We start from the raw sequence: 13752 nt of genomic DNA on the forward strand, positions 1-13752 counted from the left end.
GCCGATCAGATCCCTGCCTCCGTCAAGTCGGCTGCCTCCACCGGGAGTTCGGCCCGCACCTCGAAGCCGCCGCGTGGGGTCCGCCCCGCGCTCAGGGAGCCGCCGGCCGTGGCGAGGCGTTCGGTGAGGCCCTTCAGGCCGGTGCCGCCGACGCCCGGTTCGGGATCGGCGGGCGTGGCTTCGGTGCCGTTGTCGGAGACGGTCAGACGGACGAGGTCAGGGGTGCCGTCGACGGTGATCTCACAGCGGGTCGCGTCACTGTGGCGCACGACGTTGGTGACCGCCTCGCGGAGCACCCAGCCGAGCAGCGCCTCCGTCTGCGGGACGAGCGGTGGCCCGGACTGCCGTACGACCGGTTCCACCCGCGCCGCGGACAGCGCCGAGCGGGCGCGGTCCAGCTCCGTGGCGAGGCTGCCCTCGCGATACCCGGTGACCGCCTCGCGGATCTCCGTCAGGGCCTGTCTGCCGACCGACTCGATGTCCGTGACCTGGACGAGCGCCGCGTCCATGTCGCGCGGGGCCAGCCTGCGGGCCGCCTCCGACTTCACCACGATGACCGAGAGCGTGTGCCCGAGCAGGTCGTGCAGGTCGCGGGAGAAGCGCATGCGTTCCTTCTCGACCGCCCGGCGCGCCAACTCCTCGCGGGCCTCGCGCAGTTCACGTACCGCCTCGGAGAGGGAGAGGATCGCGGCCGTCACCATCGTGGACAGGAAGGTGCCGTAGGCGATGTTCAACGCGTCCCAGCCCGCCCGGACCGCGGAGACAGCCGCGGCGAGCGCCGTCAGACCGAGGCCGATCTGCCCGAGCCAGGGGCCGCGCGTCACCGCCCCGGTGGCCAGCCCGAGCAGCGGGAAGAAGTACAGCCAGCTTCCGCCGTACCCGAGGGCCAGCGCACAGGTGATCACGCCCATCAGGACGAGTGCCACCCGGGTCGACCGTGCCTCCCGCTTCGTCCTCACGAACGCGCGGAACGTCACGTAGATGTACAGGGAGTTGAAGACGAACAGGCCGAGGCCGCCGATCCAGGGCTGCGGCGTCCTGCCCTGGAGGAGGTTGGAGAAGGAACCCATCCCCAGCAGCAGCCACGGCAGCAGCGCGAAGCCCGTCGGCGGCGGTCCCGGGTTCTCCGGCATCTCGCCGCCGTTCCTGCGCGCGGCCCGCTGCCCGGCCTTGAACCGCTCCACGTCGGCCTTCCAGCGGATCCGCTCGGCCCGCCACACGCGGACCTGGCAGCCGATGCTCTTCATCAAGGGCATGTCCCGTTCCCCGTTCAGACGGTTCGTGCGGATCGACGGTACGAGAGCACAGCGTACGAACCGAACACCAGCAGCCAGGCGGTCAGTACCGCCACCGCCCCGAGGCCCGGCGCCCGGCCCTCGGTGACCGACACGCCGAGCTGGGCGAAGCGGTTCGTGGGCGTGTACGCCGATATCGAGCGCAGCCAGCCCGGGAACAGGGCGAGCGGGAACCACAGGCCGCCGACCACCGCGAGCCCCAGATTGCACACCATGTTCGCCACGCCCGTGGTCTGCGCGGTCATCCGGTAGCCGTTGCCGAGGCCCAGCAGAGTGAAGGGGATCGAGCCCAGCCACAGCAGCACGGCCGTCGCGGCCCACTGCCAGACGTCCAGCCGTACGCCGTCGACCAGGCCGCCGGCCGCCAGTACCGCGACGATCGCGGGCAGCACGGTCACCGAACCGGTCAGCGCCCGCCCGAGCACCACCTCGCGCGGTGTCATCGGCGTCACCCGAAGCTGCCGCAGCCAGCCGGTCACCTTGTCCTCGGCGACCCCGCCACCGGTGTTCAGCGCCGAGCCGACCGCGCCGTACGCGGCCATGCCGACCATCGACGCCGTCCGCCACCCGTCGTCGTCGCCACCGCCGAGGTTGGTGAACAGCAGATACATCATCACCGGCATCGCGACGCCACCGATCACGAAGCCGGTGTCGCGCAGCGTCCGGCGTACTTCGAGCCGCAGATAGTCGAACATCACATCTTCTCCCGAGCGTCTGAGGTGAGGGCCATGAACGCGTCGTCCAGGGACGCCGGGACGACCTCAAGGCCGCGAATCGCGCCCCGTTCGGCCAGCGCGACCACCGTCGCGTCCGAGTCCTCCGTACGCAGCCGGGCGCGCTCCCCGCGCACCTCCACCGCCACCACGCCGGGCAGCAGCGCCAGGCCCTCCGGCCCGTGCCCCGCGAGGTCGAAGGAGACCAGACTGCCGCCCGCCGCCCGCTTGAGCTCCTCGCCGGTCCCGTTCGCGACGATCCGCCCCCGGTCGATGACGACGATCCGGTCGGCGTGCGCGTCGGCCTCCTCCAGATAGTGCGTGGAGAAGAGCACGGTGTGGCCGCGCAGGGCGTAGGCCCGCATCGACTCCCAGAAGGCGTGCCGTGCCTCCACGTCGAGCGCGGCGGTCGGCTCGTCGAGCACGATCAGCGCGGGGTTCCCGGCGAGCGCCACCGCGAACCGGACCCGCTGCGCCTGCCCGCCGGACAGCCGGTCGACGCGCCGTCCGGCCAGTTCCGGGATGCCGGCGAGCCGCAGTGCCTCGGCCACCGGCAGCGGCGCGGGATAGCGCCCCGCCACGAAGGAGACGAGCTCCTGGACGGTGACCCGCGGCACCGGCCGGGTGTCCTGCAGCATCGCGCCGACCCGTCCGGCGCGCACCGACTCCTCCGGACGCCCTCCGAAGAGCGCGACCTCGCCCTCGTCCGGCTCGTCCAGACCGAGCAGCAGCGAGATCGCCGTCGACTTGCCCGCGCCGTTGCGGCCGAGCAGCGCCACCGTCTCGCCGGGCGCCACGTCGAGATCGAGACCCGCCACGGCGCGTACGTCGCCGAAGGTCCTGACCGCCCCCCTGAAGGACACCGCCGGTGGTGTCCCCGTGGCCCCCGTCCCCGCGGGCGTTCCCGCCGTCGTCACCGTGGTCGTCGCCGCGGTCGTCCCCGTCGTCCGTGTCATGGAAACGACGCTAGGGGTCCGGGCGGGTGCTCCGGCAGATGCACATGTCGGCGATCGGCCGGGACAAATGTCACGGCCGACCGCCGCGGCACGGTCCCGCGAAGAGGCGTCGTGGCGACTCGATCTGACATGGCGTCAGTAGTCTTCACAAGTAATGGGCGCTGGGCTATACAAGGGGTCGCCGGACTGGAACGCGTTCTAGAACGAGCGGGTTCCACGGCCCAGTGTCGACCTCGGTGCGGCCGACGGTGCGGACGGCCGCACCGAGGTCTTTCGCGCAGTCGAGTCAGGAGCCACATGCCCATTGACGCCGCCAAGGCCGTCGCAGCGGAACCGCGGACCGGAGAGATCTCCTGGACCTCCAAGGACGTCCAGCTCTACCACCTGGGCCTGGGCGCGGGCGTCCCCGCGACCGACCCCGACGAGCTGCGCTACACCCTCGAATCCAGGCTGCACGTCCTGCCGAGCTTCGCCACCGTCGCGGGCGCCGGCTCGCCGGGCGTGATCAGCGGTCTGTCCATGCCCGGCGTCGACGTGGACCTCGCCCGCGTCCTGCACGGCGGCCAGACCGTCCTGCTGCACCGGCCGATCCCCGCCGAGGGCACGGCGACGGCCACCGGGCGCATCGCGGCGGTGTACGACAAGGGCAAGGCCGCCATCCTCGTGATGCGCACCGAAGTGGCCGACGCCGAGGGCCCGTTGTGGACGAACGATGCCCAGATCTTCGTACGGGGCGAGGGTGGCTGGGGCGGCGACCGAGGTCCCGGCACCCGCCTGGAAGCGCCGACGGGCCCGCCGGACCGAACCGTCGAACGCCCGATCCGCGAGGACCAGGCCCTGCTCTACCGGCTCTCCGGGGACTGGAACCCGCTGCACGCCGACCCCGAGTTCGCCAAGCTCGCCGGATTCGACCGGCCGATCCTGCACGGCCTGTGCACGTACGGCATGACGCTCAAGGCCGTCGTCGACACCCTGCTCGGCGGCGACGTGACCCGCGTCCGCTCGTACACCACCCGCTTCGCCGGAGTCGTCTTCCCCGGCGAGACCCTGCGCGTCCGTATGTGGCGGCGCGACGGTGAGGTCCGGGTCGCGGTGAGCGCGGTCGAACGGGACGACGCGCCGGTCCTCGCCGACACCGTCGTCGATCACGTCTGACACCTTACGAACCGTCCTGAGGGGAGCCGCACCATGCGCGCAGCCATACAGCACGAGATAGGCCAGGACAAACTCGAAGTCCTCGACGACATCGAGGCGGTGGGCTTCGGACCCGGCAAGGTGCGCATCCGGGTACGGGCCACGGGGCTGTGCCATTCGGACCTGTCCGCGATGAACGGCGTCCTGCCGCAGCCCGCGCCGTTCGTCCCCGGACACGAGGGCGCCGGCGAGGTCACCGAGGTCGGCGACGGCGTCACCCATGTGAAGCCCGGCGACCGGGTCGTCGTCTGCTGGCTGCCGGCCTGCGGCCTCTGTCCCGCCTGCAAGCGCGGCCAGACGGAACTGTGCCTGGCAGGTTTCATGAATGCGGGCACCCCCAACTTCAAGCGCCCCGGCGGTGACGTGTTCGGCTTCGCCGGCACCGGTACCTTCGCCGAGGAGGTGGTCGTCGCCGCGGGCTGCGCGGTCCCCATCCCGGACGACGTGCCCTTCGACATCGCCGCCCTGATCGGCTGCGGTGTCACCACGGGACTCGGCGCGGCCCTCAACACCGCCGACGTGGAGGCCGGTTCATCGGTCGCCGTGATCGGCTGCGGAGGCGTCGGCATCTCCGCGATCCAGGGCGCCCGGCTCAAGGGGGCCGCCGAGATCGTCGCCGTCGACCCGGTCGCCTCACGCCGCGAGGCCGCGCTCCGCTTCGGCGCCACCCGGGCCGTCGCGCCCGACGAACTCGCCGACGCCAAGCAGTCGGTGACCGCGGGCGAGGGCTTCGACTACGTCTTCGAGGTCGTCGGCAGGTCCGCCACCGCACGCACCGCCTACGACCACACCCGCCGCGGCGGAACCCTGGTCGTCGTCGGAGCCGGCGCCATGGACGACCACCTCCAGCTCAACATGTTCGAGCTGTTCTTCGACGAGAAGCGCATCCTGCCCTCCATGTACGGCGGCGGGGACGTCCTCCGTTCCTACGAGCGCACGATCGCTCTGTGGCGCGCGGGCCGCATCGACCTCGAAGGCCTGATCACCCACCGGGTACCGCTGGCCGAGATCAACGAGGCGCTCGACCAGATGCGTTCGGGCACCGCGCTGCGGACGTGCATCGAGATCTGACCCGGCCACGACCGCGGAGGACCTCCACGGCGCCGGGACCCTCCACGACGCCGAGGGCGCCCCGGGCCGCGGAGGACCACCCCCACGACAACCGTTAAGGACCTTGATGTCACTGCCACTTGAAGGGCTCACCGCGATCGTCACCGGCGCGGGTCGCGGGCTCGGCCGGGCCGAGGCGCTGGAACTCGGCCGGCTGGGAGCGGCCGTCGTCGTCAACGACTACGGGCAGCCCGGACGGGACGGCTCGGGAGAGGCCTCGGCCACCCCGGCCGAGGAGGTCGCCGCCGAGATCCGTACGGCGGGCGGCCGGGCCGTCGCCCACACCGGGGACGTCGCCGACCACGAACAGGCCCGCGAACTGGTCGAGTCGGCGGTCGCCGCGTTCGGGAAGCTGGACATCCTCGTCAACAACGCGGGCATCCTGCGCGACCGGATGGTCTTCTCGATGACCGAGGACGAGTGGGACTCGGTCATCAGGGTGCACCTCAAAGGCCACTTCAACACCACCCACTTCGCCTCCGTCCACTGGCGGTCCCGCTCCAAGGCGGCCGACGGGCCCGTCTACGGGCGGATCGTGAACACCTCCTCGGAGGCGTTCCTCGCCGGCTCCGCCGGACAGCCCAACTACGCCGCGGCGAAAGGCGGGATCGTGGGCCTGACCACCTCGACTGCGCTGGCCCTCGCCAAGTACGGCGTCACGGCGAACGTCATCTGCCCGCGCGCCCGGACCCGTATGACGGAGGACGTCTTCGCCGGATTCGGACTGCCCGACGACGGCCTCGACCCGTTGGCACCCGAACATGTCGCCCCGCTCGTCGGCTACTTGGCCTCGCCCGCCGCCGCTCAGGTCAACGGTCAGCTCCTCGTCGTGCACGGCGGCATGGTCGCGGTCGTCGAACGGCCGCGGGTTGCCGCGAAGTTCGACAGCAAGCAGGACACGTTCAGCCACGACGAACTCGACGCGCTGCTGACCCCGTACTACGCGGACCGGCCGGGCGGCGAGACGTTCGCGGCGGTGGAGGTACTGGGACTCAAGCGGGACCGGGAGGGCTCTCCCCGCTGAGCGGCCGGACGTCGGCGGAGGGGGAAGGCGCCGCGAGCCGCGGCGGGTGGTACCCGGACGACACGGATACGGCCCCGCTCGCCATGGTGCGAGCGGGGCCGTATGCCGGTTCGGCGTGCCGTGGGGCCGGTCGGGCCGTCGTACGTGCGGGCCGTCCGTCCTCAGGCTGTCGTGCGTGCCGTGCCTGCTGTTCGCGTGATGCGTGTGGTGCGTGCCGTGCGTGTTGTTCGTGCCGTTCCCGGTCGGGCGCTGTCCTGCCCGGCCTGTCCTGATGCCCTCAGACCGTCGTGGCCGGCTGGCCGGACGGCTTGCGGTGGCGGCCCTGAGGGGTCGCCTCGTCGTCGTGGCCGGAGACCGGGCCGCGGTGTCTGCCGTGGCCTTCGGACCGGACCGCCGACGTCTCGTGGACGTCCGTGGCCGGTGCTTCCATCGTGCTGAAGTCGTTCATTGAAGTGTTCACCCCGTATGCAAGATCCTTCTTTACAGCCGGGGGATTCTAACGTGCGGTCATCGCACGGACGTCGGAGGGTGACGTTTCTTCGCCCGTGTTGTCCTTTTTCTCCCCGTCCGTGTGAGCAGTCGCACCCGTACCCCCGGCGGGCACGACGGTCTTGCTGCCGGAGACCGGACCGGCAGGCGGGAGCGGGCCGGCGTGCAGAGGCCGACGGGCGGGATGCGTGACGGCGCCGGCTCCCGCGTTCTCCTGGTGCTGCGCGGGCGGCTGAGGGATGGCGGAGAGCATCGGGGCCCGTACCGGTGCCTGCGGGTGGGCGGCGAGCGCCGAGGCCGGTTCGGTCGCCGAGCCCGGAGGGCTCACCGCGGGCCTCAGCGCCACTTGGCCCCTGAACTCCCCGAGGGCGTGCAGGGCGTCAGCACTTCCGTTCCCGTTCCCTCGCTCCCTGCCGTTGCCGCTCCCGTGCTCGGACCCGAATGCCGGGCCGGTCGGAAAGGTCCCGACGGCTCTGGAGCCGAGGCTCATGCCGGGCGGGGGTGTCTCGGCGACCTTGGTCCAGAGGCCGGGCTCGGTGGTGAGCGCTTCGGCGGTCCTGGCCCAGGGGTTCGGCTCGGGCGTCGGCGGTTCGGCCGTTTCGGGGCCCGGTCCAGGGCCTGGGCCTGCGACCGGTGGCAGCGGTTCGGCGGTGCTGCGGCCGGGACCCGCGACCGCCGGGAGCGGTCCGGCGGTGCGGGCGCCGTGGCCGGCGACGGGCGGGAACGCCTCGACGCGATCGTTCCCGCCGATACCTGCATCGGTTCCGGTTCCGGTTCCGACACCGGCCCAGGCTCCGACACCTGCATCGGTTCCGGTTCCGACACCGGCCCAGGCTCCGACACCTGCATCGGTTCCGGCTCCGACACCGGCCCAGGCTCCGACACCTGCATCGGCCCCGGTTCCGGCCTGCGGACCGGCATCGGCTTCGGCTCCGACACCGGCTACGGCCTGCGGACCCGGGTCGGCCCCGGCATCGAGTCCCCCCGTGGGCGGGAGCGGTTGGGGCGTTTCGGGGCTGATGCCGATGCTCATGCTGCCGGGGAGTGTTCCGTCGGCCCTTGTCCTCAGACTCATGCCGGGGGGAGGCGTCTCGGCGACCTTGGTCCACAGGTCCGGTTCGGTCGTCGGCGTCCTGGCGACCTCGGTCCGGGGCCCCGGCTCGGGCGTGGGTGTTCCGGTGACCCTGGTCCAGCGGCTCGGCTGGGGCCGCGGCGGTCCGCAGGCCTCGGGGGCGGTCGGCGACAGGGGCCGGAGGGGTTCGGCCTTCTCCGTGGTGAGCCGTACGACGGGCGGGGCCGCCCCGGCGGGCTCGTCGCCGGGATGCGAACCGGTCCACCGCGCTTCGGCGGGTGAGGTCCTGGCGACGAGGCTCGTCACCGTCGACATGGTGTCCGGGCCGACCGGTACGGGACCCGTACCGGCGGCGGGCGACGCCCCGATGGCGTCCACCGCGTGGACCGCTTCGTCGCGCGGGGGGCGGGCCGTGGCCGGTCTCAGGGCCAGGCGGACCTGGAGCGGCCGGGGCGGGCCCGTTCTCGGGGCAGGGTGGGGCGGATCGGCCGGCCGGCTCTTCAGGGGCGCCTGCTGGAGGGGCATCGGCCGTCGCGCGGGGCGTTCCGTGGGAGCCGGATCCCCCGTGTCCGGCTCCCACGCGCCCACGGGTGCCTCCAGGCGGGCGACACCGCACCGTACGGTCCCTGTCGCGTACGGCAGCCGGAGCACCCCCTCCGTGGTCCACAGCCCGATGCCGGGCAGCCAGCCCTCGGGCGCCGGGCGATGGTGGATCCGCCGCTCGGACGGGCGCCACAGGCCCACCCAGGTGCCGCCCGGTCCGTCGAGGCGCAGGCCCACGGCGCAGGTCTCCGGGGTCAGCACCTGGCCCGGCTGGATCGCGAACGGGGTGATCGAACACCCCGTCGCGGTCAGGCAGTCCGGGAAGCGGACGGGCAGGGTGCTGCCGAGCACGCCCCAGCCGAGCCGGTCCCGGCCGGGGGACGGCGCGTCGGAACGGATGAGCAGGAGGCCGCTGTCCGCGTCCGCGAGGAGGAGCCGGTCGTTGCTGTGCTCGGCGATCTGGAGCAGCGGCGACACCTCTCCGCCGCGCTCCAGGTCGACGACGACGGTCTTGGTGCGGCCGTTCTGGAAGCGGTCCAGCGCGAGCAGGCGCCCCGTGCCGTCCAGCCACACCCCGCCCGAGCAGTGGCCCGGCACCTCGGCCAGGTGCTCCGGGCCGAACGGGCCGCCCGCCACGAGCCACACGGCCGTGGATCCCCGGCCCACCGCGAGGGCGTACGCCCGTTCCCCGTCCGGCGCGGGAGGCAGCAGTCGCAGCACGGTGCCCGCGTCGGGGCACTCCACCGCGCCGAGTGGGAGCTCGCCGGTGCCGGGCCCGGTCGGGTAGAGGAGGGAGAAGGCGTGCCGGCCGTCGTCCACGCGGTGGATCAGCACCCTGCCGTCGGTCAGCGGCAGCACCTCGGTGCCGGGCTCCTCCGGCTGCGGGCCGGGCAGTGGAACGGCGTACGGCTCGGGGCCGTCCAGCGTCCAGCGCTCCGGGTACCAGGACTCGCCGTGGCGGGCGAGCCGCGCTCCGTAGGTGCCGTCGGCCGTGACCACGCAGCCGGGACGGGCGGCCCACCGACTCGCGTCGTCGCCGTACTCGTCACCGCTCGCGCGCTCGCCGCGCACCACGGGTTCTGTCGCACCGGCCGTCATCGTTCGGTCACCTCCGGCGACGAAGGTAGTTTTCGCACGCACAGACGCGGGGGCGACGGGCTGCTGCTTCACACATAAGGGTGGCCAAGTCGGGATTCGCCTGAGGGAACGCGGCGGATGTGCTGAACGATGGTGGAAGGGCGGGGCCGGGGCGACGGGGACCGCGTCCGCCCGCCGCCCGAGCGCAGGCCCCGTGGTCCGCGACCGGTCGGACAGGGACGTAAGGCAGGTAGCCTTTCCCCGTGCCCCGTCTGTCTGAAGTCATCGCCGCGCTCGACGCCCTCTGGCCCCCGGAGCAGGCCGAGGGGTGGGACGCGGTCGGCACCGTCTGCGGAGACCCCGACCAGGAGGTCACGCGCGTTCTGTTCGCCGTCGACCCGGTCCAGGACATCGTCGACGAGGCGGTGAAGCTGGACGCCGACCTGCTCGTCACCCACCATCCGCTCTATCTGCGCGGTACGACGACCGTCGCGGCCGGCACCTTCAAGGGCCGTGTCGTGCACACGCTGATCAAGAACGACATCGCGCTGCACGTCGCCCACACCAACGCCGACCGCGCCGATCCGGGCGTCAGCGACGCCCTCGCCGGGGCGCTTGACCTGCGGGTCGTACGACCCCTCGTGCCGGACGCCACCGACCCCGAGGGGCGCCGTGGCCTCGGCCGCGTCTGTGAGCTGGACCACCCGCTGACCGTGCGCGAGCTGGCCGCGCGGGTCGCCGAGCGGCTGCCCGCCACCGCGCAGGGCATCCGTGTCGCGGGCGACCCCGAGGCGCTGGTGCGGACCGTCGCGGTCAGCGGCGGCTCCGGGGACAGCCTCTTCGACGAGGTGCGCGCCGCGGGTGTCGACGCCTTCCTCACCGCGGACCTGCGGCACCACCCGGTGTCGGAGGTCATGGCGGATCACGCCCACAGTCCTCTCGCGCTGCTCGACGCGGCGCACTGGGCCACCGAGTGGCCCTGGTGCGAGCTGGCCGCCGCCCAGCTCGACGAGATCTCCGACCGGAAGGGATGGGGACTGCGTGTCCACGTCTCCCGGACGGTCACCGACCCCTGGACCGCCCACGCGGCCTCACACACCGACACATCAGGAGCCCCCAACTGAACGCCGCGCCCGCCGACCAGATCCGACTTCTCGACGTCCAGACCCTCGACGCCCGCCTGCAGCAGCTCGCGCACAAGCGGAGGTCGCTGCCCGAGCACGCCGAGATCGAGTCGCTGAACAAGGACCTCACCCAGCTGCGCGACCTGCTCGTCGCCGCGCAGACCGAGGAGAGCGACTGCGCCCGCGAGCAGACCAAGGCCGAGCAGGACGTCGACCAGGTGCGTCAGCGCGCCGTCCGCGACCAGCAGCGCCTCGACTCGGGTGCCGTCACCTCGCCCAAGGACCTGGAGAACCTCCAGCGCGAGATCGTCTCCCTCGCCAAGCGCCAGGGCGACCTGGAGGACGTCGTCCTTGAGGTCATGGAGCGCCGCGAGTCCGCCCAGGAGCGGGTCGCCGAGCTGACCGAGCGCGACGCCTCCGTCCAGGCGAAGATCGACGACGCGACCGGGCGCCGTGACGCCGCCTTCGAGGAGTTCGACGGCGAGGCGGCCACGCTGACCAAGGAGCGCGAGGTCATCTCCGCCTCGGTGCCCGCCGATCTCCTCAAGCTCTACGACAAGCTGCGCCTCCAGCAGGGTGGCGTCGGCGCCGCACGGCTCTACCAGCGCCGCTGCGAGGGCTGCCGCCTGGAGCTCAACATCACCGAGGTCAACGATGTGAAGGCGGCCTCCCCCGACACCGTGCTGCGCTGCGAGAACTGCCACCGCATCCTCGTGCGCACGTCCGAGTCCGGCCTGTAGGGAGTCGGGCGCGTGCGGGAGTTCATCGTCGAGGCCGACGGGGGTTCCCGGGGCAACCCGGGGCCCGCCGGCTACGGCTCCGTGGTCATCGACGCGGCCACCGGGGAGACGCTGGCGGAGCGCGCCGAGTACATCGGCGTCGCCACCAACAACGTCGCGGAGTACCGGGGCCTGGTCGCCGGTCTTGAGGCGGCCCGCGACCTGGACGCGACCGCCCGGGTCCGGGTCCGGATGGACTCCAAGCTCGTCGTCGAGCAGATGTCCGGGCGCTGGAAGATCAAGCACCCGGACATGAAGCCGCTGGCCGCGCGGGCGGCCCGGGTTCTGCCGCCCGCCCAGGTCACGTACGAGTGGATGCCGCGCGAGCGGAACAAGCACGCGGACCGGCTGGCCAACGAGGCGATGGACGCCGGCAAGCGCGGCGAGGCCTGGTCGCCGTCGGCGTCGACCGCCGAGCTGGACGCCCGCGCGACCCGCTCCGCGGCCCCCGAGCCGACCGGCCCGCCCGGCGACGCGACAGCGGGCGCTGCAAAGGCCCGAGCGGCCCTGAAGGAAACCCGCACCGAAGCCCCCCACAAGGACCGCGAGGAACCGCGCGCCCAGCCGACGCCGGGCGACACTCACGCGCCCCGCGAGGGGCGCGGGGAACTGCGCGACCGGCCCACGGCGGGCGGCAGCCGGGCGACGGCGACGGGTGGCACCCCGCTCCCCGGCGGCGAAGCCGCGATTCCGGTGGTGGGGTCAGTGCCCCGCGAGGGGCGCGGGGAACTGCGCGACCGGCCCACGGCGGGCGGCAGCCGGACGACGGCGACGGGTGGCACCCCGTCCCCCGGCGGCGAAGCCGGCAAGGCGGCCGCAGGGCCGGGGGACGCCGAATTTGCCGCGAAGGCGGGCGACGATCAGCGGGCCGCGAGGAACGTGGCCGCCGCTCCGACGCCCACGCCCGCGGCGGGCTGGGGCGCACCCCCGGACATGGGCGCCCCGGCCACCTTCGTACTCCTGCGGCACGGCGAGACCCCGCTGACCCCGCAGAAGCGGTTCTCGGGCAGCGGGGGCAGCGATCCGTCGCTTTCCGCCGTGGGCCGGGAGCAGGCGGAACGGGTGGCCGCGGCGCTGGCCGCGCGTGGCACCGTTCAGGCGATCGTGGCCTCCCCGCTGGCCCGCACCCGGGAGACCGCGGGAGCCGTCGCCGCCCGGCTCGGCCTGGACGTCGTCATCGAGGACGGCCTGCGCGAGACGGACTTCGGCGCCTGGGAGGGGCTGACCTTCGGCGAGGTGCGCGAGCGCCACCCCGACGACCTGAACGCCTGGCTCGCCTCACCGGAGGCCGAACCGACCGGCGGCGGTGAGAGCTTCGCCGCGACCGCGCGGCGCATGGCGGCCACCCGCGACAGGCTGATCGCCTCCTACGCGGGCCGCACGGTCCTGCTCGTCACCCATGTCACCCCGATCAAGACGCTCGTACGGCTGGCCCTCGGCGCCCCGCCGGAGTCCCTGTTCCGGATGGAACTGTCGGCGGCGTCGCTGTCGGCGGTGGCCTACTACGCGGACGGCAACGCGAGCGTCCGGCTCTTCAACGACACCTCGCATCTGCGCTGAGCGGCGCCCGACGAGGTCGCCGGTCCGGCGTACGCGGCCGGTCCGGCCACGATCCGCCGGGGTCTTCGCGGGAGGCCGGACCTTCGGGGCCCGCCTGGGCCGCCGCGTTCACCGGCGAAGAGCCGACGCCTCCCGTGCGAGGTGCTCCACGCGGCGCCAGTCCCGGGCGGCGATCGCGTCAGCCGGGAGCATCCAACTGCCGCCCACGCAGCCGACGTTGGGCAGGGCGAGATAGTCCGGAGCGCAGTCGGGGCCGATGCCTCCCGTGGGACAGAACCGCGCCTGCGGGAGCGGCCCCGCCAGTGACTTCAGATAGGCCGTGCCGCCCGCCGCCTGCGCGGGGAAGAACTTCATCTCGCGCACCCCCCGCTCCAGCAGCGCCACCACCTCCGAGGTGGTCGACACCCCCGGCAGGAAAGGCACCCCGGACGCCTTCATGGCGCCGAGCAGGACGTCCGTCCAGCCGGGGCTGACCAGGAAGCGGGCGCCCGCCGCCACCGACGCGGTCACCTGTTCCGGCGTCAGGACCGTGCCCGCGCCCACCACCGCGTCCGGCACCTCGGCGGCGATGGCCCGGATCGCGCCGAGCGCCGCCGGGGTCCGCAGCGTCACCTCGATCGCGGGCAGCCCGCCGGCGACCAGCGCCCGCGCCAGCGGCACCGCGTCGGCGGCGTCCGTGACCACGACGACGGGGACGACGGGCGCGAGATCCAGGACGGAGGCGCGCGGAGACGGGGGCGATGACGAAGTCATGCCCACATCCTGCCCGCGTGGTGCAGCATGCGCAAAGGTCATTGCACATGCTGCAACGTCATG

Annotated in this window: 12 protein-coding genes; 6 read left to right on the forward strand and 6 right to left on the reverse strand. The window is 73.3% G+C overall.

All coding sequences use genetic code 11. The annotated features are described in order from the left end of the window. Window positions 1–5: 5 nt before the first annotated feature. From OHT01_RS27750 to OHT01_RS27760, 3 genes are read right to left on the reverse strand one after another with little or no spacing between them, the layout of a single operon-like run. The gene (locus tag OHT01_RS27750; RefSeq protein WP_328555830.1) at window positions 6–1256 is read right to left on the reverse strand and encodes a sensor histidine kinase; all 1251 of its coding nucleotides are present in this window, start codon (window positions 1254–1256) and stop codon (window positions 6–8) included. Window positions 1257–1270: 14 nt separating this feature from the next. Then, complete coding sequence (locus tag OHT01_RS27755; RefSeq protein ID WP_328555831.1) at window positions 1271–1990, reverse strand: ABC transporter permease; 720 nt, start codon at window positions 1988–1990, stop codon at window positions 1271–1273. Further along, a complete protein-coding gene (locus OHT01_RS27760) occupies window positions 1990–2871 on the reverse strand; it encodes an ABC transporter ATP-binding protein (protein WP_328558294.1) in 882 nt (293 codons plus the stop codon). Before OHT01_RS27760 ends, OHT01_RS27755 begins: the two co-directional genes overlap by 1 nt. Window positions 2872–3261: 390 nt before the next feature. Between OHT01_RS27760 and OHT01_RS27765 the strand changes: the two genes are divergently transcribed. The 3 genes from OHT01_RS27765 to OHT01_RS27775 all read left to right on the forward strand — a co-directional run bounded on the left by OHT01_RS27765 (window position 3262) and on the right by OHT01_RS27775 (window position 6292). Then, window positions 3262–4119: a MaoC/PaaZ C-terminal domain-containing protein gene (locus OHT01_RS27765; protein WP_328555832.1), complete on the forward strand. Its 858-nt coding sequence runs from the start codon at window positions 3262–3264 to the stop codon at window positions 4117–4119. 33 nt (window positions 4120–4152) lie between these two features. Next, entirely contained in the window at window positions 4153–5229 is a 1077-nt protein-coding gene (locus OHT01_RS27770; protein ID WP_328555833.1) for a Zn-dependent alcohol dehydrogenase, read from the forward strand. Between the two features lie 106 nt (window positions 5230–5335). Then, a complete protein-coding gene (locus tag OHT01_RS27775; RefSeq protein WP_328555834.1) occupies window positions 5336–6292 on the forward strand; it encodes a 3-oxoacyl-ACP reductase in 957 nt (318 codons plus the stop codon). Between the two features lie 277 nt (window positions 6293–6569). Here OHT01_RS27775 and OHT01_RS27780 read toward each other — a convergent pair whose 3' ends face one another. Then, the gene (locus tag OHT01_RS27780) at window positions 6570–6740 is read right to left on the reverse strand and encodes a hypothetical protein (protein WP_328555835.1); all 171 of its coding nucleotides are present in this window, start codon (window positions 6738–6740) and stop codon (window positions 6570–6572) included. 48 nt (window positions 6741–6788) lie between these two features. Then, a complete protein-coding gene (locus OHT01_RS40190) occupies window positions 6789–9494 on the reverse strand; it encodes a hypothetical protein (RefSeq protein ID WP_443043447.1) in 2706 nt (901 codons plus the stop codon). A gap of 242 nt (window positions 9495–9736) precedes the next feature. On the opposite strand from OHT01_RS40190, the gene OHT01_RS27790 reads away from it, so the two are divergent. Genes OHT01_RS27790 through OHT01_RS27800 form a run of 3 tightly spaced genes read left to right on the forward strand, consistent with a single transcriptional unit; the run spans window position 9737 to window position 12936 of the window. Further along, window positions 9737–10597 carry a Nif3-like dinuclear metal center hexameric protein gene (locus OHT01_RS27790; RefSeq protein WP_328555836.1) on the forward strand — a complete coding sequence of 287 codons (861 nt, stop codon included), beginning with the start codon at window positions 9737–9739 and terminating at the stop codon, window positions 10595–10597. Then, window positions 10594–11337, forward strand: a complete 744-nt coding sequence (locus OHT01_RS27795; protein ID WP_328558295.1) for a zinc ribbon domain-containing protein — start codon at window positions 10594–10596, stop codon at window positions 11335–11337. The genes OHT01_RS27790 and OHT01_RS27795 overlap by 4 nt, the downstream gene beginning before the upstream one ends. A 12-nt stretch (window positions 11338–11349) precedes the next feature. After that, on the forward strand, window positions 11350–12936 hold the full coding sequence (locus tag OHT01_RS27800; RefSeq protein ID WP_328555837.1) for a bifunctional RNase H/acid phosphatase: 1587 nt from the start codon (window positions 11350–11352) through the stop codon (window positions 12934–12936). A gap of 108 nt (window positions 12937–13044) precedes the next feature. Here OHT01_RS27800 and eda read toward each other — a convergent pair whose 3' ends face one another. Then, window positions 13045–13689: a bifunctional 4-hydroxy-2-oxoglutarate aldolase/2-dehydro-3-deoxy-phosphogluconate aldolase gene (gene eda, locus OHT01_RS27805; protein ID WP_328555838.1), complete on the reverse strand. Its 645-nt coding sequence runs from the start codon at window positions 13687–13689 to the stop codon at window positions 13045–13047. Window positions 13690–13752: the final 63 nt, after the last annotated feature.

It is taken from the genome of Streptomyces sp. NBC_00358 (assembly GCF_036099295.1).
In the GTDB taxonomy this organism is placed as follows: domain Bacteria; phylum Actinomycetota; class Actinomycetes; order Streptomycetales; family Streptomycetaceae; genus Streptomyces.